This is a genomic window from Gilliamella sp. BG7, assembly GCF_046635565.1.
Taxonomy (GTDB): domain Bacteria; phylum Pseudomonadota; class Gammaproteobacteria; order Enterobacterales; family Orbaceae; genus Gilliamella; species Gilliamella apicola_P.
On record NZ_JBIDFB010000013.1, the window covers coordinates 49,897 to 69,836 of the forward strand.

The 19,940-nt window shown below is 34.7% G+C and carries 12 protein-coding genes and 1 pseudogene; 7 read left to right on the forward strand and 6 right to left on the reverse strand.

Annotated features, from left to right (window positions below):
• Window position 1: 1 nt before the first annotated feature.
• The 3 genes from lptE to ACGH49_RS09175 form a co-directional block, all read right to left on the reverse strand.
• Complete coding sequence (gene lptE, locus ACGH49_RS09165) at window positions 2-496, reverse strand: LPS assembly lipoprotein LptE (protein ID WP_065606247.1); 495 nt, start codon at window positions 494-496, stop codon at window positions 2-4.
• 35 nt (window positions 497-531) lie between these two features.
• Complete coding sequence (gene leuS, locus ACGH49_RS09170) at window positions 532-3,114, reverse strand: leucine--tRNA ligase (protein ID WP_411589094.1); 2,583 nt, start codon at window positions 3,112-3,114, stop codon at window positions 532-534.
• Window positions 3,115-3,473: 359 nt separating this feature from the next.
• Window positions 3,474-4,787 carry a sulfatase-like hydrolase/transferase gene (locus ACGH49_RS09175; RefSeq protein WP_411589095.1) on the reverse strand — a complete coding sequence of 438 codons (1,314 nt, stop codon included), beginning with the start codon at window positions 4,785-4,787 and terminating at the stop codon, window positions 3,474-3,476.
• Window positions 4,788-6,944: 2,157 nt separating this feature from the next.
• Between ACGH49_RS09175 and ACGH49_RS09180 the strand changes: the two genes are divergently transcribed.
• From ACGH49_RS09180 to tkt, 5 genes are all read left to right on the forward strand, one after another.
• On the forward strand, window positions 6,945-7,187 hold the full coding sequence (locus ACGH49_RS09180) for a FeoA family protein (RefSeq protein ID WP_411589096.1): 243 nt from the start codon (window positions 6,945-6,947) through the stop codon (window positions 7,185-7,187).
• On the forward strand, window positions 7,184-9,517 hold the full coding sequence (feoB, locus tag ACGH49_RS09185) for a Fe(2+) transporter permease subunit FeoB (RefSeq protein ID WP_411589097.1): 2,334 nt from the start codon (window positions 7,184-7,186) through the stop codon (window positions 9,515-9,517). The genes ACGH49_RS09180 and feoB overlap by 4 nt, the downstream gene beginning before the upstream one ends.
• 26 nt (window positions 9,518-9,543) lie before the next feature.
• Entirely contained in the window at window positions 9,544-9,831 is a 288-nt protein-coding gene (locus tag ACGH49_RS09190; RefSeq protein WP_411589098.1) for a FeoC-like transcriptional regulator, read from the forward strand.
• Between the two features lie 339 nt (window positions 9,832-10,170).
• Window positions 10,171-11,121 (forward strand): transaldolase, encoded by a 951-nt coding sequence (tal, locus tag ACGH49_RS09195; RefSeq protein ID WP_411589099.1) that lies wholly within the window; start codon window positions 10,171-10,173, stop codon window positions 11,119-11,121.
• Between the two features lie 138 nt (window positions 11,122-11,259).
• The gene (gene tkt, locus ACGH49_RS09200; protein WP_411589100.1) at window positions 11,260-13,266 is read left to right on the forward strand and encodes a transketolase; all 2,007 of its coding nucleotides are present in this window, start codon (window positions 11,260-11,262) and stop codon (window positions 13,264-13,266) included.
• 215 nt (window positions 13,267-13,481) lie between these two features.
• Here the strand turns inward: tkt and ACGH49_RS09205 are convergent, their stop codons facing one another.
• The 3 genes from ACGH49_RS09205 to ACGH49_RS09215 form a co-directional block, all read right to left on the reverse strand.
• Window positions 13,482-14,870 (reverse strand): MATE family efflux transporter, encoded by a 1,389-nt coding sequence (locus ACGH49_RS09205; RefSeq protein WP_411589101.1) that lies wholly within the window; start codon window positions 14,868-14,870, stop codon window positions 13,482-13,484.
• Window positions 14,871-14,878: 8 nt separating this feature from the next.
• Window positions 14,879-16,195, reverse strand: a complete 1,317-nt coding sequence (gene rimO, locus ACGH49_RS09210; protein ID WP_411589139.1) for a 30S ribosomal protein S12 methylthiotransferase RimO — start codon at window positions 16,193-16,195, stop codon at window positions 14,879-14,881.
• A gap of 333 nt (window positions 16,196-16,528) precedes the next feature.
• Window positions 16,529-17,452, reverse strand: coding sequence for a siderophore ABC transporter substrate-binding protein (locus ACGH49_RS09215; RefSeq protein ID WP_411589102.1), 924 nt, complete (start codon window positions 17,450-17,452; stop codon window positions 16,529-16,531).
• A gap of 167 nt (window positions 17,453-17,619) precedes the next feature.
• Between ACGH49_RS09215 and ACGH49_RS09220 the strand changes: the two genes are divergently transcribed.
• Window positions 17,620-19,590 carry a TonB-dependent receptor domain-containing protein gene (locus ACGH49_RS09220; RefSeq protein ID WP_411589103.1) on the forward strand — a complete coding sequence of 657 codons (1,971 nt, stop codon included), beginning with the start codon at window positions 17,620-17,622 and terminating at the stop codon, window positions 19,588-19,590.
• A 210-nt stretch (window positions 19,591-19,800) separates the two neighbouring features.
• Window positions 19,801-19,920: pseudogene (locus tag ACGH49_RS09225) on the forward strand (IS3 family transposase); the annotation flags it as partial.
• Between the last annotated feature and the right edge of the window lie 20 nt (window positions 19,921-19,940).

Consider the following 19,940-nt stretch of genomic DNA (forward strand, 5'->3'; position numbering starts at 1 on the left):
GTTAATTTACTGTATGAATCGATTTTAATTTACGGATGACTTGTTTAGCCGCTTGTTTAAACATTTCGTTTTCAATCAAGTCTTGTTCAACCGTCTTAGCCAAAGCTTCAGCAGGATTATCAAAAAACGTTCTAAACACGCGTACGCTTATTGGATAAGTCTGTTGACCAGCAACAATAACTTGTGCTTCAACCGTTAACACTAATTGATATTCGGCAGCTTTACCATCTTGATAAATCGAGATGGTATTGCGACTTAGATTTTCACTTACCATTTTTAACAATGGTACCTGACCGGAAGTATTATTATTCGTTATTGTCACATCATTATCGTGTAATAACTCTTTAATATTGCGAGACAACCTGCCATAAGGGTCATAACTTATGTAAGACATCGTTTTAAAACTTTCTGGCACTTCTGTCTCATGTTGTAAGTGAAATCCACATCCTGTTAAGGATATTGTTAATAACATAATTAATGCTAAATATTTTTTCATATCAATAACCGCCTAAATTTAGTTATCAAACAATATTAACCAACAACAAGATTTAATAATTTACCCGGTACATAAATCACTTTACGGATAGCAACATCATTCAAATATTTTTGGATGTTAGGCTCTTGTTTTGCTTGTGATACAACAAAATCTTGATCGGCATCGGCAGGTACAATAAATTTACCGCGGACTTTGCCATTGATTTGTACAACAATGAGTTTTTCGTCCTCAACCATTGCCGATTGATCTGCAACAGGCCAAGTTGTATTATCAATCGATTCGTTGTTACCTAAAGCTTGCCACATAACAAAACAAGCGTGAGGCATCATAGGGTAAAGTAGTCGAACAATCGCATTTAAAGCTTCATTCATTAGAGCGCGATCTTGCCCAGTTTCTTGTGGTGCTTTTTGTAAGCGATTCATAAATTCCATCACAGCGGCAATAGCAGTATTAAATGTTTGGCGGCGGCCAATATCATCACTCACTTTCGCTATGGTTTTATGTAATTCACGACGCAATGATTTTTGTTCACTATCTAGAGCTGTAACGTCTAGTTTTGCTGCTACACCTTTTTGGGTATGTTCATAAACTAAACGCCATACACGTTTAATAAATCGGTTTGCACCCTCAACGCCAGATTCTTGCCATTCTAGAGTCATATCAGCAGGCGAAGCAAACATCATAAACAATCGAACGGTATCAGCACCATATTTTTCAACCATCTCTTGTGGATCGATGCCATTATTTTTTGATTTTGACATTTTTGTCATACCAGCATGAACTAGCTCATTGCCATGACTATCGACAGCTTTAGCAATGCGGCCCTTATCATCACGTTCAATAGTGACTTCAGTTGGCGAAACCCAAATACGTTCATTTGTTGGGCTAGTATAATAAAATGCATCAGCTAATACCATACCTTGGCAAAGTAGGCGTTTTGCTGGCTCATCTGAGGATACCAAACCAAAATCACGCATTAATTTATGGAAAAATCTAAAATAAAGTAAATGCATAATGGCATGTTCAATACCACCAACATACTGATCAACAGGTAACCAGTAATTTGCCGCCTTTTCGTCTAACATACCTTTGTCGTAGTTTGGACAAGTGTAACGAGCATAATACCAAGAAGATTCCATAAAGGTATCAAACGTATCGGTTTCACGTAGTGCAGGTTGACCGTTAACGGTTGTTTTAGCCCAGTTAGAATCTGCCTTAATTGGACTGGTAATACCATTCATTTCAATATTTTCAGGTAAAATAACTGGTAATTGGTCTTCTGGTGTTGGTATGGTTGTACCATCTTCAAGCGTCACCATTGGGATTGGTGCACCCCAATAACGTTGACGCGAAACACCCCAATCACGTAAACGGTAATTAACTTTACGTTTACCAATACCTAATGCAATTAACTTATCAGCAACAGCATTAAATGCTTGATCAAAATCAAGACCATCAAATTCGCCTGAATTAAATAACTTGCCATGCTCAGTATATGCTTTTTCAGAAAGATCTGGTGCGTTACCGTCTTGAGTTAAAATAACAGGATTGATTGGTAAGTGATATTTAGAAGCAAATTCATAATCGCGTTCATCGTGACTTGGTACAGCCATTACTGCACCTGTACCATATTCAATTAACACAAAATTAGCAATCCAAACAGGGACTTTTTTACCTGTTAAAGGATGAATAGCATAAAAGCTTGTGGCAATACCTTTCTTTTCCATGGTTGCCATATCAGCTTCGGCTGTTTTGGTATTTTTGCATTCAGCAATAAATTCAGCAATTTTAGGATCGTTTTGAGCTGCTAATTGTGCAAGAGGATGCTCTGCGGCAATAGAGACAAAGCTAACGCCCATTAATGTATCAGGACGAGTTGTATAAACGCGTAACTTATCAGAATAATTTTCAACAGCAAAATCAAACTCAACCCCTTCAGAACGACCAATCCAGTTACGTTGCATGGTTTTAACTTGCTCTGGCCAGCTTTCAAGCGTATCCAAATCATTAAGTAGTTCTTCGGCATATTCGGTAATTTTAATAAACCATTGTGGAATTTCTTTTCGCTCAACAGGGGTACTACAACGCCAACAACAACCTTCAACCACTTGCTCATTAGCAAGTACGGTCTGATCATTTGGGCACCAGTTAACTGCCGATGTTTTTTTATAAACTAAGCCTTTTTCGTATAACTTAGTAAAAAACCATTGTTCCCATTTATAATATTCAGGACGACAAGTAGTAATTTCACGATCCCAATCATAACCAAATCCTAAAAGTTGTAATTGCTTTTTCATATAAGCAATATTTTCATAGGTCCATTTTGCAGGTGCAGTATTGTTTTTAATTGCAGCACCTTCAGCAGGCAAACCAAACGCATCCCAACCGATTGGCTGTAGTACATTTTTACCATTTAAACGTTGGTAACGTGAAATGGTATCACCAATGGTGTAGTTACGAACATGACCAAGATGCAAACGCCCAGAAGGGTAAGGTAGCATCGATAAGCAGTAATATTTTTCTTTTGACGAGTCTTCAGTAGCGTGAAAGGTTTTATTTTCTTGCCAATGTTTTTGTACTATGGCTTCTATTTCATCTGGGCGATATTGTTCTTGCATGACGAGTTAATGTCCTATCTATTATTACTAATAAAAATATGCTGCTAATTGTATTGGTTATTGATTCGTTTTACAAACGATATATGAGGTAAAATATTGATTTCTTATTGAGATAAATTAAATAATCACAATTGATTATAAAGAATATTATTTATTCAAATTTAAACAAATTATTTATAACATTTCTCTATAATTATGTTTTTTTCTATTAATTTTTTTAGGTTATGTCTTTAATAATTTAAAATATAGGCTAGTATGTAATGGCAAAACGGGGACATTTTATGCGCCCCCTTATAATATTGTTGTATAAAATCTATAATAGATTCCTATCAATTACTCAACATATAGTAAGCAATAAATTAATGCTTGTTAAGTAATTTTGAAAAAGGCATGACACTACTGTTTGGCATAAAAACTCGATCATTATTTTTTTCTTTGTCAAGGATAGCCGGATCAATCTCATACCCTAAAAGATTAGAAAGAATATATTTATTCATAAGCCCACTTAAATAACCATTTGGTCCACGAAATGATTCAATAAATTGGCAATTATATCGCTGATTGGTTGATATAAACATAAAAGGGATTAGAAATTGGTCAACGTTGTCACCTATACCATGCCCAACATTCACAATTTCGCCATGATCCGAAGTGTAAATAATGGTATAGTTGTTACTATATTTATTGATAACATCATATAATGATTTGATTGTACGGTCGGTGTGATGAATAGTTAGATCATATTCTTCGGCATCAGGTAAAGCTTGTTTATCTACTTCATCATAATTGTTATAAGGTTTATGACTACCATGCAAATGAACCAAAATAAATTTTTTAGACGAATTATCTTTTTGAAGAGTTTCTTCTAATAGCTGGCTTAAACTGATATCAAGAGTGGTATCAGAAAAAGAAATAACATCGTTTTTATGTGCAATAAAACCAAATTTAGTATTAAATGTACCTTGAATTTGTTGCGCAGCTGATGCTAACCAATAGGTTTTGTAATGATTAAACTTAGCCATTTCAATAATCGATTTATTATTGAATAAGTTATTATCGCTTTCGGGTACATTGAATGAAAGTGTCATTGGTATAGAATCCCGAGTGAAGGCTGCAACTGAGTGGCTATTTGGTATAATACATCCTCCATTTTGACTAAAAATATTGGTCATAAAAGGCGTAGTATGTTTATGATAACCATATGTGCTATAGCGGTTTACGAAAGAAGATTCGCCCATGATAAATATGATCAGATCGTTATCAGGTTTATTAGGTGGTAAAAGAACAGCTTCATTAAATTTTTCAATTTCATGGGTATCTGAATAGATATCTGTTGTAGTATAACTAAGCAAAATATAGGATAAATTAGCAACTACAGCAGGATAAAAGTTACGAATTACGCTAGCAGCAGATTTATAGAAGCCTTGCTTAAAATCATGCCTTAATGCTGTGTAATTTACTAGAAAATGAATAAGGGCGAGCAACGTAAATAGATAAATGCTTATGGGAATAAAAAGTCTGAATTTAATACGAACAAGTTTTTTAAGAATAAATAAAATAAGAAAAGCCACAATAAATGCAGGACCAGTTATGATTAAAACTTGTTTAGACATTGATAAGGCTTCGTAAGAATTTGTTTCGACAATGGAATCGAGTACTCCGTCTGATATCATTTCGCCATAAAAAATGAAATAGTTGATTTCGGATAAAAAAAGGAATAATAATGAAAAGCCAAAGGCAACAATAAGCTTATGACTGCTACAAATACAATTATGTATTATTATGATAAAAAATAAAGTTGTCATTGTTGATATATAGAAAAAAACATTTCCTAAAATAGATTTGGCAGACATACTATAAATACTATTACTATAGTAATAAGACAAGACAGTGCAGATAAATGTATAAACCAATAACAGTAAAATTAAGGGAAGAATTCTTTTTGTCCTACATAATTTCATAAAATATATCCTCATCCTGTATTTGTGTATTTTTATTATAAGTGACACTTAATTTTGTCACTATTTATTATCATAAATCATTTTATTTCAAACTTCTAGTTTTAAAACGGTGTACCATCTTTGATGTTTTTTTATCGCTACATAAAATCCTTAAACTTTTATTTTTTATCTTTTGAATTGTTAAATTGTAGGAATTACTCGTGTTGTTTAAAGTAATTTGAGAAACTACTGTAATGAATATACATAAAAAACAAAACTAACCAATGACCTTATAAAACTGGTATTAATTAATGTAGCCTATCTAGTTGAAAAACATAATTAAGTTGATCATAATTTTTAAAAAATTATTTTTTAACATTTTGTAGAAGGGAAAAATATAGACATGAAATAGACAAAAAATCATGTGTTATATGTATTAATTTTTCATCTTGTTTTACCCATTTCTCACAGCTACCATATGTTGACAGACTCCCTTTCAGTTCTAAAATTTCAAATGTTTTACCTTTATAATAAGAACCAGATGTATCATCAATATTAGCCCAGTTTAGCATCGAGTCTTGAATGGTTATCTTATTATAATATTTAGATTTTTTTACAGTGAGTTGATCAAAAAGATCAGTTTTTCCCTCCTCACTTAGCGTTTTTTTTCTAAAAAATTATCATTTTTAAACCAGACACTTGTTTTGAAAACTCTGTTTTTGACTAACAGTTTTTTAGAAGAAGAGTCAACAAACCTATCTGTTTCAATATCAAGTTTTAAAGGTTCAACGTAAATAAATCTATCTATCTATCTTTATAACCTGTTAGTTTATTTATATCGATTTTATTATAAAAAATAGGAATATATTTAACTGTATCTATTTTAGGAAAATAATAACTTTTAGATGAGTGAAAATCTGGGTAATAAAGATAAATACCTTTCAAAACATACTGTTGATTTGAGTTCTTAATTGGTTTGGGAATATTAAAATTTATGATCTGATTAGTTTTATTAACATGTATATTTGTTGCAAATGCAATTTGATTTATCTTGTTATATACTGTCTCGTTTATTTCCCACAACATAATTGTATGGTATTGTTTTTCTGTTGTTATTTTTATTATATCGTCTGTTTTATCTATTATAGGCTTGTATTGAGCTATGATTTTTATATTTTTTGTGGAAAGCTTTTTATTAAATTTTCATTCTCTACGTTAGTTATAAAAGGATTATAAAAATCATCAAGCTGTAAACTTACGTGTAAAAACTTATTGTTATCTGAGTTGTTTATTAATTTATGAACAATTATTCTGACTCTTTTATCAGTACAAGGGGTCAGTAACAAATATCCCCCTAACAGGGAAACTATTAACAGGAAACCTATTAAAAATATTTTTTTCATACATTTCATCATAGTAAAACCATTTAAAAATGTCTATAACTATTAAAATAACCACAATGAAAATTAAATTACCAATACATTCAAAAAGAAGAGATGTACGATATTGATATCGATTCGGCCTTGTTTTCTAATAGGTTGAATGAGTTTTTTATTTCTTAACGCATACAAAATGTTTTTTTAAAATAAAATTAAATTAAATTAAACCATATTATTAATTGAATAGATTTTATATGAAAAAATCAATTTATTACACTAACTAAAGTTTGTCGCGATTATTTATTTTACCTATTTAGAAAAACGACACAGCGAGCGTTTGAATTTGTATTTTTTATTGTCTAATTATATTTACTATTTTTTTACTGTTTATTTATTCTTGTTGAGAATAATTCGCATTTTTATACTAAAAATAACTTTGATATTTTTTTAAAATATACATGTTTAATATAATTACTTTTATCAGTACTGCCGTCATTTTTTAGGAAACATAATGTCATCTTTTACTCTTAACCAATTACCTTTAGGTCACGAAGCGGTTATTACTAGATTGTTACCCGAATCGTTGCCTTTTCGTCGAAAGTTACTTGCAATGGGTATTACGCCAGGATGTAAGGTCCTGGCTCTACGAGTTGCACCACTTGGTGATCCGATTGAAATTAAAATGCGTGGATTTTTGCTTTGTTTGCGTCGTAAAGAAGCACAAGCCATTGAAGTTATGGAGGTAAGCGAATGAAGATAGCATTAATTGGTAACCCTAATTGTGGTAAAACGACGCTATTTAATTTATTAACTGGCTCAAAGCAACGTGTGGGAAATTGGCCTGGAGTGACTGTTGAACGTAAAGCAGGTGTTTTCACTTATCATCATGCACAATATGAAGTTATCGATTTACCTGGTACATATTCGATTGAACCAGATCCACTTAGCGTTTCTCAAGATGAGCTTATCGCACGTCAGTTTGTGTTGTCTGATAGTGATAGTGTTATTATTAATATTATTGATGCAACTAATTTGCAACGTAGTTTGTATTTAACTTGTCAGTTAATTGATTTACAAGTGCCAATGATTGTTGTATTAAATATGATGGATGCAATTAAAGCAATGGGTGAGCAGATTAATGTTGATATGTTGTCAACACTGTTAGGTTGTCCTGTAGTAGCAATATCATCAACCAAAAAATTGGGTCTATCGTATTTTTCTCAACAAATCGAAAATATGGTAATTACACCACAAGCTGCTCATCCGTCGATTGATTTGCTTGGCGATGATCAGCAAGCGGTGATTAATCGTTGTATTTGTGAGTTATCTGATGATAGTGTTGTGCATCAACTCAATCGTTGGCAATTGATGGATGCGTTATTAGATGATTCGCGTTATAACTTGCTCGAAAGTGAAAAAGAGATGTTTGCAAACTGCCGTTCATTGCTTGCAAAATGGTGTGATAATGAAATTGATGTGGCGCTTGCTAGTGCACGTTATGATACGATTGATACAATTTGTAAGAAAGTGATTGATAAACCACGTGAACTTAGTCGTCGATTTTCAGACATATTGGATAATATCACCTTAGGGCGTATTACTGGTATTCCGTTCTTTTTACTCGCAATGTATGCCATGTTTATGCTAGCAATTAATTTTGGGGCTGTGTTTATTGATTTTTTTGATGTGCTGTTTGGTACTATTTTTGTCGATGGCTCAACGCAGTTACTTCATGTTATCAATGCACCGAATTGGCTTACGGTTATTTTAGCTAATGGGATTGGCCGTGGCATTCAAACTGTTTCAACTTTTATTCCTGTCATTGGAGCGATGTTTTTTTGTTTGTCTTTTTTGGAAGATTCTGGTTATTTGGCGCGAGCAGCAATGGTAATAGATCGGCTGATGCGTTGCATTGGTTTGCCGGGAAAAGCATTTGTGCCAATGTTAGTGGGTTTCGGTTGTGGTGTGCCAGCCATTATGGGCACGCGAACGTTAGAAAGTACACGTGATCGTATTATGTCAATTTGTATGATTCCTTTTATGTCATGTGGAGCAAGATTGCCGGTGTATGCTTTATTCGCCGTGATATTTTTTCCTAAAAATGCTTCTATAGTGGTGTTTGCCTTATATTTGCTTGGTGTAGTTGTGGCAATGATAACCGGATTTATACTTAAATTTACGCTATTAAAAGGTTCATTAACACCGTTTATTATGGAAATGCCAGTGTATCGTATTCCGACTTTAAGTAGTCTAATTAGTTTGACTTGGCAGCGTTTAAAGTCGTTTCTTTTTAAAGCAGGTAAAGCCATTGTGCTGATGGTAACAATATTAAGTGTGCTTAATTCATGGAGGAGTGATGGTTCGTTTAGACACGAAAGCTCGCAGGATTCTATGCTTTCTGTTGTTAGCCAAACAATCACTCCAGCATTTGCACCAATGGGGATTAAACACGATAATTGGCCCGCAACGGTGGGAATTTTTACGGGTATTTTCGCTAAGGAGTCGGTGATTGCAACGCTTAATTCGCTTTATTCGATGGGCGATGACGATGACAATGAGCAAGCAACTAAGTCGTTTGACTTGTCGCAAGGGATTGTAGATGCATTGGCAACGATTCCTAAGAATTTAGCTGATTTATCAGATGCGCTGTTAGATCCGCTTGGCTTATCTAGTGTTAATGATGATATTGATGCATTGCAATCTGATTTAGAGGTGGGTTCAACCGCTGTATTAAAAATTAAAACCTCATTTGGTACGTCTGCAGCTGCAATGGCTTATTTAATTTTTATTTTACTCTATACACCTTGCGCAGCAGCATTAGGTACGGTATATCGTGAAGCAGGTTTTCGATGGATGGCGTTTGTAGGCATTTGGACGTTTACCGTTGCGTGGCTTACGGCAACTATTTATTACCAATTTACGTTGCTTGGGCATTCTTCAGTCGCCGTTTGGTGGCTGATTGGGTGCAGTGTTTTTATTGTTGTAGTGGTACTGTTTATGCGTACTTTAGTGCGATATTTGCCTTTTAATCAACCAACAGAGCCAAATATATCCCACTGCAAAAAATCTTCGTGTTGTCAGTAAATAAATGGCTGGCTAATTTGTAAAATATGAATAGAGGAAAAGTATGCAGGGATCGCCCTGCAACTTTAGTAATGGTTATGTTGATAACATCAATTCGTGATTATGTACAATTAAAAGGTCGTGCACCATTGAAAGATATTGCCAGACACTTTCACTTACCTGAAAGTGCTACTGAGCAGATGTTGCGGTTTTGGGTCAAAAAAGGCGTGATAAAATTGATAGCACAAGATCAGCCATTGCCTTGCCAAACCAACCAGTGCAGTTCTTGTGCCAGTTGTGGTTTAAACAGTCAACTTGAATATATTTGGGCTTAATCAGTTAAATTATGGTTTAGCGAATTTTTAAATCTGCAAATTTTTTTGTTAATCGTTTTGTAGATTTAAAGATCGATTAATGCAAATTAATCCTAATTTGATTTTGTGATTTAATTCACATAATTGAATTTATTTATACGCTAAAAATAGCAAACATGACTAATATTAATGAGTAATAATGTTACGGTAAAGCCTGATTCTACCTTTTTTGTTTATATTTTACGGTGTTTTTTCGCCCATCACCAAGATGCATCCTCATCCAATGACAAAGTCGTTTTATTATTGAATAAATGTTATTATACTTTCATTATAATAACACGCTGTATGAGGATAAAAAGTATGAGTCAATTAGATGAATTTAAGAAATTAACCGTGATTGTGGCCGATACTGGTGATATCGATTCGATTAAGCAGTTTTCTCCTGAAGATGCAACAACCAATCCGTCCCTCGTTTTGAAAGCAGCGCAACTACCTCAATATCGTTATTTAATTGATTCTGCAGTGCAAACCGCTAAAAAATTAGGCGGTAGTAAAAAGCAGCAGTTAGTTAATGCGTGTGATCAGGTTGCAGTTAATATTGGTGCCGAGATTTTAAAAATCGTTCCAGGACGTATTTCGACCGAAGTGGATGCACGTTTGTCCTTTGATAAACAAGGTTGTATTGATAAAGCACGCCGTATTATTGAACTTTATAAAGAAAAGGGTATCGATAAGTCTCGGATCTTAATTAAAATTGCGTCAACTTGGGAAGGCATTAAAGCGGCTCAAGTGCTAGAAAAAGAAGGGATCAACTGTAATTTAACTTTACTATTTTCATTTGCACAAGCACGAGCTTGTGCCGAAGTAAATGCTTTTCTAATTTCGCCTTTTGTGGGGCGAATCTATGATTGGTATCAAGCTAAAAAACCAATCGATCCTTATGTCGCTGATGAAGATCCAGGTGTTGTTTCAGTTCGTAATATCTTTAACTATTACAAACAACACGGCTATAAAACCATTGTGATGGGGGCAAGCTTTCGTAAAGTCGATCAAATTTTAGCATTAGCAGGTTGTGATAGATTAACTATTTCGCCTAATCTATTAGCCGAAATGCAACAATCAAATGCGCCTATGGTACAAAAGCTCAATCCTAATCAAACTGTAGTAGCTCGTCCTGCGCCAATGACTGAAGCCGAATTTAGATGGCAACATAATAGCGATGCTATGGCAGTTGAAAAATTAGCCGAAGGGATTCGTGCTTTTGCCGTTGATCAAGGCAAATTAGAAGATATGATTGGCGCACTACTATAATTATATTGGATACAATAGGGGAGCTAGCTCCTCATTTTTACAATATTTTATTCGTTAATTTGATTAACGATTTTTGCAAGTGATATCACTCTTGTATAAAACAATTTTCAACTCAAAAAAATTTTTGGAGATTACAACATGAATGCAACCACATTATCTCACCGCGAATTGGCGAATGCGATAAGAGCATTAAGCATGGATGGCGTGCAAAAAGCGAAATCAGGCCATCCTGGTGCACCTATGGGTATGGCGGATATGGCCGAAGTGCTTTGGCGTAGCTTTCTAAAACATAATCCGAACAATCCTAAATGGGCCGATCGCGACCGTTTTGTGTTATCAAATGGTCATGCTTCTATGTTGATTTATAGCTTGTTACATTTAACTGGTTATAACGTGACTATTGATGATTTGAAAAACTTTCGTCAGTTGCATTCAAAAACCGCAGGTCATCCTGAATATGGTCATGTACCTGGTGTTGAAACTACAACGGGACCGTTAGGCCAAGGCATTGCCAATGCTGTTGGTATGGCAATTGCAGAAAGAACGTTAGCGGCACAATTTAATAAAGCAGGTCATACAATTGTTGATCACCATACTTATGTGTTTATGGGCGATGGTTGTATGATGGAAGGAATATCGCACGAAGTGTGTTCTTTAGCGGGTACCTTAAAATTAGGTAAACTCATCGCATTTTATGACGATAATGGAATTTCAATCGACGGTGAGGTAGAAGGTTGGTTTACCGATGATACCGCAAAACGTTTTGAATCTTATGGTTGGCATGTTATTCGTGGTATTGATGGGCATGACGCTAAAGCCTTAAAACAAGCGATTGAACAAGCGCAAGCAGTAAGTGATAAACCATCACTACTAATGTGTAAAACGGTAATTGGTTTTGGTTCACCAAATAAAGCAGGCAGTCATGAAAGCCACGGCGCACCATTAGGCGATGCCGAAATCGAAGCAACTCGTAAAGCATTAGGTTGGAATCACCCAGCGTTTGATATTCCTAAAGATTATTATGATGCTTGGGATGCCAAAGCAAAAGGCAAACAGCGCGAAGATGAATGGAATGCTCGTTTTGATGCTTATGCTAAGGCCTATCCTGAATTAGCTAAAGAATTCAAGCGTCGTGTTAATGGTGATTTGCCAGCAAATTGGACTCAAATCACTAACGATGTAGTGAATAAACTACAAGCAAATCCAGCAACTATTGCAACTCGTAAAGCATCTCAAAATGCTATCGAAGCATTTGCGCCAGCTTTACCTGAATTTTTAGGTGGTTCGGCTGATTTAGCACCAAGTAATTTAACAATGTGGTCAGGCTCTAAAGAAATTTTAGCTAATGCTGATGGTAACTATATCCATTATGGTGTGCGTGAGTTTGGTATGTCAGCAATCATGAACGGTATTGCCTTACATGGCGGATTTATTCCTTATGGTGCAACATTCTTAATGTTTATGGAGTACGCACGCAATGCTATTCGTATGGCTGCGCTAATGAAAATCCGTTCTTTATTTGTCTATACTCATGATTCAATCGGTTTGGGTGAAGACGGACCAACGCATCAACCCGTTGAGCAAATGGCAAGCTTACGAGTTACGCCAAATGTGAGTACTTGGCGCCCATGTGACCAAGTAGAATCAGCTATTGCTTGGCAGTATGGTATTGAGCGCAAAGATGGTCCAACTGCATTAATCTTCTCAAGACAGAATTTAAAACAACAAGAACGTACTGCTGAACAATTAGCCAATGTCTATCGAGGCGGTTATATCTTAAATGATTGTACTGGTACTCCAGAGTTGATAATTATTGCTACTGGTTCAGAAGTAGAACTTGCAGTTGAAGCTTATCATCAACTCACACAAGCAGGTAAAAAAGTGCGAGTTGTGTCAATGCCATCAACTGATGCGTTTGATAAACAAGATAGCACATATAGAGAGTCAGTATTGCCATCATCAGTGACAGCTCGTCTAGCTATTGAAGCTGGTATTAGTGATTACTGGTATAAATATGTTGGTCTTAATGGCAAAGTCGTTGGCATGACAAGCTTTGGTGAGTCAGGTCCAGCTGATCAACTATTTAAAGCATTCGGCTTTACTGTTGAAAATGTTATTGCTCAGGCAAATAGCTTATTAAAATAGCTAATTTTTGAATCAAATAAAGCCATTAATATTGAATTATTGATGGCTTTTTTCGTTATTTGACCAAACATGAGAATGTAATACAAAAGGTAATACTTTGATTATAAAATCATATATAAAAAGTGTTAGCCGCAATTGAAGTACACCTAACACTTATGTTGTGATTGATTTTTTAATCTAAAATATTTTGTATGAAATTTAGATTAAAAATTTTATTATCGAGAAGCTCGTTTTAAAATTACCGCCGTTGGTTGTTTTTGTATATAGATCATTCTAGCTATTAATAAAAATGCTGCTACAGCAAGTCCTAAAATAATTCCTATCCAAAAACCTGCAGCTCCCATTGGCTCAGTAATAAAATCGGTCAATCCTAGTATGTAACCAACAGGCAATCCCACAACCCAATATGAAATGAGCGTGATAAAAAAGATGCTTTGGGTATCTTTGTAACCACGAAGTACATTACTTGCCACCACTTGCAAATAGTCAGATGCTTGATAGATAGCTAATAAGATAATAAGCTGTAAACAAATAGCAATAACGGTTGCTTCACTGGTAAATAGCGTAATTATTGGCGTTTTAAAAATAACTAAAATAAAGGCGACAATAATAGCTAAAGCAAAGGATATAGCCAAACTGATATAAGCGGTTTGCTTAGCTAATTCTGGCTTGTTGTTACCCAGTAAATAACCAACACGAATACTAGTTGCAACACCAAGAGATAGCGGTATGGCGAAGGTTAAACTGCTGATGGTGAATATAATTTGGTGAGCAGCAACGGTTATTGGTCCTAGTGGTGCAATTAATAAAGCGATCACCGCAAATAGGCTCATTTCAAAAAAATAAGCTAGCGCCAGTGGTGTACCTAATAGAATCACTTTTTTGATTATTGCAAAATCAACCAACTTGGTGATTGGCGTTTGTCGAATATCGCGTTGGCTTGGGGAAGTTAATGTGTATATGCGAATTAAAATAAACATCAACCAAAATATAATGGATGCAGTAATACCACAACCGACACCACCAAAAGCAGGAAGACCTAATTTTCCATAAATTAATATGTAGTTTATCGGAATATTGGCAAGTAGGGCAGTAAATATAATAACCATCGCAGGTTTGGTATTAGATAACCCCTCGCATTGATTACGATAAACTAAGAATAATAAAAATGCCGGTACTCCCCACATAATCGCCCGTAAAAATGACACAGCCACCTCAAACATTTCAGGATCAATTGGGTGATCTGCTGAACTTCTTAAACTGATTATTTTGTCAGAATGATACAAAATTAACATCATAATGACAGATAAAAACAGCGCAATCACCACGCCTTGTCTCGTGTGCCCAGCGACTTGATCCCGTTTAGCTGCGCCGTTTAAATTTGAAATAATGGGGGTTAAAACGGTTAGTAATCCTTGACCAAATAAAATTGTTGGTAACCAAATTGAAACCGCAATAGCCACTCCAGACAGGGCGGTTTTACTATAATTTCCTGCCATAATGGTATCGACAAAAGTGATTGCGGTTTGCGATACTTGCGCAATTAGCACCGGAACTGCCAATTTAACCAGATTTTTTACTTCGTGTTTATAATGTTGTTTCATGGTGTTAATTAACGTTTAACCGTTCCCCATAGGTCGTACTCATCGGAATGCTCAATGTTAACCTGAACAATATCACCGACTTTGACTTGGTTTTCTTCGTTTAAATAAACAACGCCATCAATTTCTGGGGCATCAGCCATACTACGACCAATTGCGCCTTCTTCATCAACTTCGTCAATAATAACAGCTAAAGTTTTGCCTATTTTAGCTTGTAACTTTTGCGTTGAGATTTTTTGCTGTAATTGCATAAAACGATCAAAACGTTCTTGTTTTATTGCTTCAGGAATTTGATCGGCAAGTTTATTGGCTTCAGCACCTTCTATAGGACTGTATGGAAAGCAGCCAACACGATCTAATTGCGCTTGCGATAAAAAATCCAACAGTAATTCAAAATCTTGATCTGTTTCGCCGGGATAACCAACAATAAAGGTTGAACGTAACGTAATATCAGGACAGATTTCTCGCCATTTATGGATACGTTCTAAGGTTCTTTCAATGGTTCCAGGTCGTTTCATTGATTTTAAAACTGCAGGACTTGCATGCTGTAATGGCACATCTAAATAAGGCAAGATTTTACCATCAGCCATTAATGGAATAAGATTATCAACACTAGGGTAAGGGTACATATAATGCAATCTGACCCAAATGCCTAAGTTAGCTAATTGTTCGCAAAGGGTTTGGATATCGGTTTTTAATGGTGTCCCATTCCAAAAATTAGTGCGGTTTTTGACATCGATACCATAAGCTGAAGTATCTTGAGCAATAACCAATAATTCTTTAACGCCACTGTCGGCTAGTCGTTTTGCTTCATCTAAAACATTGCCGATTGGTCGGCTAACCATATCACCACGCAAAGAAGGAATAATACAAAATGTACAGCGATGATTACAGCCTTCCGAAATTTTAAGATAAGCATAATGTTTTGGTGTTAATTTAACCCCTTGACTTGGAACTAAACTAGTAAAAGGATTATACTCGGGTTTAGGGGCATATTTATTCACATGGCTTAAAACTGCTTCATAGCTATGTGGACCTGATATTTCAAGAACTTTTGGATGAACAGTTCTAATTTGATCTTCTTTGGCACCAAGACAACCAGTGACAATGACTTTGCCGTTTTCATTAAGAGCTTCGCCAATTGCTTCTAGCGATTCTTGCACGGCACTGTCAATAAATCCACAAGTATTAACAATAACCAAATCGGCATTGTCATAGCTAGATACCACTTGATATCCCTGCGTGCGCAGTTCGGTTAAAATTCGTTCAGAATCAACTAAGTTTTTAGGACAGCCAAGGCTCACAAATCCAATTGTAGGGGGTGACATATTCATAGTATTTATAATAGTGTTTTATATTTAATGAGGTAATGTTTGAGAATTCAATAAACTATATTTGTTAATTGTTATTTACAAATCAAAATGAAGTCACCATTTTATCACATTTCATTATAGTTGATACATCGATTTTATAATTTGAAATTTATATAAATAATGTTTTAACGTAGCTGTTAGATGTCAGCAATGACCTAGGATATAACTAATAAATTTGAATAAAAAGGCTTATTGGTTGAATGTTGTTGAACAACATAAAATAAAGCCTTTATTTGCAATAAAGGCTTTCAAAAAAATAGGAAGATAAACTTATTAACTAAGCTGATACTATTTTAATGCATTAGTGACTTCGTCTATTTGACGATTTATGCTTTCAGCACCACCACCCGACAAATACCAAAGATCAGGAGTTAAATAAACAACCTGTGTTTTGCTTTTGTTTAATACTTTTTGTGAAAAAAAGTGCTCAGCCATACCTTGATTGCCGATTGCTTTGCTACGATCAACAACAAAAATAATATCAGGTTTTACCGATTTAATGTAATTATCATCAATAAAAATTGGTTTTGGTTTACCTATTAAGTTATTTGCAGGCATAACGGTGAGTGGTACCGCTCGTTTAACGTCTAGTACATCGTGAATCAATGCAGCACTTGAGCTTGAATTGATAAGAATCATCTTTCCATCATTATGAATAGCAACAATAGCCTTTTTAGCACTGGCTTGAGCCAAGGCTTGTGCACTTTGAATTTTTTTATCTAATGCTTGAATAATATTATCCGCTTTGCTTTCGGTTTCTGTAATTTTTGCTAGCACTTGAATATGATTTTTGGTTGATTCAACGTAATTTTTAGCATCAACACTTAAATTAATAACCGGGGCAATTTTTGATAAATTTTCGGCTTTACTTGCCTGACGACCATCAATAACGATCAAATCAGGCTTAACCTGCTTGATAGTTTCAATATTGGGTTCTTTCATATTGCCCGTATCTGCAATTGATGCGTTATTATATTGTTGCAAGTAAGATGGGATAACTGACAGTGGGGTAGCTGCAACTATTGAACCTTTACCTAATGCATCTAACGTATCTAATGCGCCATAATTCATTACCACCACTTTTTTAGGCGTTTTGGGTACGACCACGGTTTGATTATCCGCCGTTATATTCATGGTTGATGATTGGCATCCTGTTAAGCCTAGCACAATGACGGCAATACTACTCAAAAGTAACTTTTTCTTATTGTTCATATTGATTCTCTCATGTTATTTACAAATGATAATCATTATTATTTGTAAAAATAAAAAAGTCCAGCACTAAATAATTTTTAAAGATATTGATAATCATTCTCATATAGTGTAATGTGCTATAAAATTTAAAACGATAAATATCATTATAAATAATGGGGTTATAATAAATGGAAACAAAAAAGAAGTTTAAATTGGCAAAACATGTCATCAATACGGGCATTTTGTTGTCATTATCAAGCGCTGCGATAGCGTCTAGCAATTCGGATACTGACACCATGGTTGTTACTGCATCGGGGTTTTCTCAACAAGTCAAAGAAGCGCCGGCTACCATTTCGGTAATTACACCAGAAGAAATTGAAAAAAAACCTTATCGTGATGTCACAGATGCGTTGAAGGATATTCCTGGAGTAAATCTTACTGGTGGTGGTGATTCTACTGATATTAGTATTCGAGGCATGGATGCCAAATATACCCTAATATTAGTAGATGGCAAAAAGGTTAGTACCCGCGAAACAAGACCAAATAGTGATAATTCAGGATTTGAACAAGGATGGTTACCACCATTAACGGCAATTGAACGTATTGAGGTTGTGCGAGGCCCTATGTCGTCATTATATGGTTCTGATGCGATGGGAGGGGTTGTTAATATTATTACCAAAAAAGTGTCAAATAAATGGCAAAGTGGTATACGTTTAGAATCGGTTATTCCTTATCGTTCAAAAGAAAAAGATACATATACTGGCAGTTTTTCGACCATGGGACCGATTATTGGTGACGTTTTAGGTATACAACTTTATGGGCAGTATTCAAATCGCCATGAAGATAAATTTCTTGCTGGCCATGCAGGACAAAAATTACGTAGTTTAAATGGTAAATTATCTTTAAATGCTACAGACACACAAAAATTTGATCTCGATTTTGGCCGAGCTTTACAAAATAGTAATGCAACTGCAGGAAAAACAAGAGATAAATCTAGAAGTGATTTTAATAGAGATAATAGACGAAATACGTTTGCTTTAACACATAATGGTTTGTTTGGTGATGTTTCTACAACTTCATTTGTCTCTTATGAAGGAAATAATAACCCAAAAAGGAACATGAAAATTCGTAATACGGATGTAGATACACGTGTTACTATTCCTTTTAGTATTAACATGCTGACTTTAGGCGGAAAATATAATTATCAAGAGTTGCATGACGAAGGAAATCAACTAAAAACGACATTATCTAAAATTGATCGTTGGAATTATGCGTTATTTGGAGAAGATGAGTTACGTATTTTAGAAAATTGGAGTTTAACATTAGGATTACGTTATAACAAAGATGAAAATTATGGTAGCAACTGGAACCCAAGAGTTTACAGTGTGTGGAATATTGATGATAACTTTACGTTAAAAGGCGGTTATTCTACTGGTTATGCTACACCACAATTACGTTATGTGGTGACGGATTGGGGGCAAGTTACTGGTGGTGGATATTCTGATGGTGTAATCATTGGAAATCCAGATTTAAAACCAGAAAAAACAAATAATTTCGAAATTGGTATAGGTTATACCAATGATTATGGTATTGATGCCTCTGCAACTGCATTTTACACAAAATATAAAGACAAAATTCAATCATATTATATTTGTAATCGTAAAAAAGGAAGCAAGTGCTTGTTGAATGGTTATAGTAAAAAGTTTGACTTTATACAAGGCCGTGAAAATGTTGGCAAAGCTGATCTTAAAGGCTTTGAATTTTCATTTAAAACGCCTTTATTTACTGATTTCCTATTAACATCTAACTATTCTTGGACAAAAACAGAACAAAAAAGTGGGCAATTTAAAGGACGATCTTTAAATCGAACCCCTAAACAAAAATTCAATACTCAATTAGATTGGTATGTCACCCAACAATGGGATTTATGGGCTAAAATGGCTTATTATGGCATGGAATCATCAAACAACCGCAATGGTACAAAAGTTGAATACCCAGGCTACACTTTCTGGGATATCGGTGCATCTTATCAAGTACATAAACAAGCTAAGGTTTATGCTGGTGTTTATAATCTATTTGATAAAAATGTAACTAATGATGATTTTGGTAAAACCTTGGAAGGTAGGCGTTATTTTGTGGGCACTGAAATTAATTTTTAATCATTTAAGCAAATTTAATTCTTGTTTATAACCTTTAAGGTAGCTTTAAATATAGCTGCCTTTTTTGTTAATGCTGTTTAATATAAAAAAAGACGATAAGTGTGTTTTGCAGGAGGAAGTGTAAAAGAAATTCGGGTATATATCATCATATCTTCTCTAACACGCTAGATAGGCTATTTAACCCTGATAAGCAGAAAACGACATTGGTAAACCGATATCACTTATATTAAAACAGGTAATGGTTAGTTATATCTGTCGGTGATTATTGATTTATTTGGGCGAAAAGTGGTTGCTAGACAAACAAGTCATCATATAGGCCGTCATTTAGTGTATAATATATTAAAGCAAGT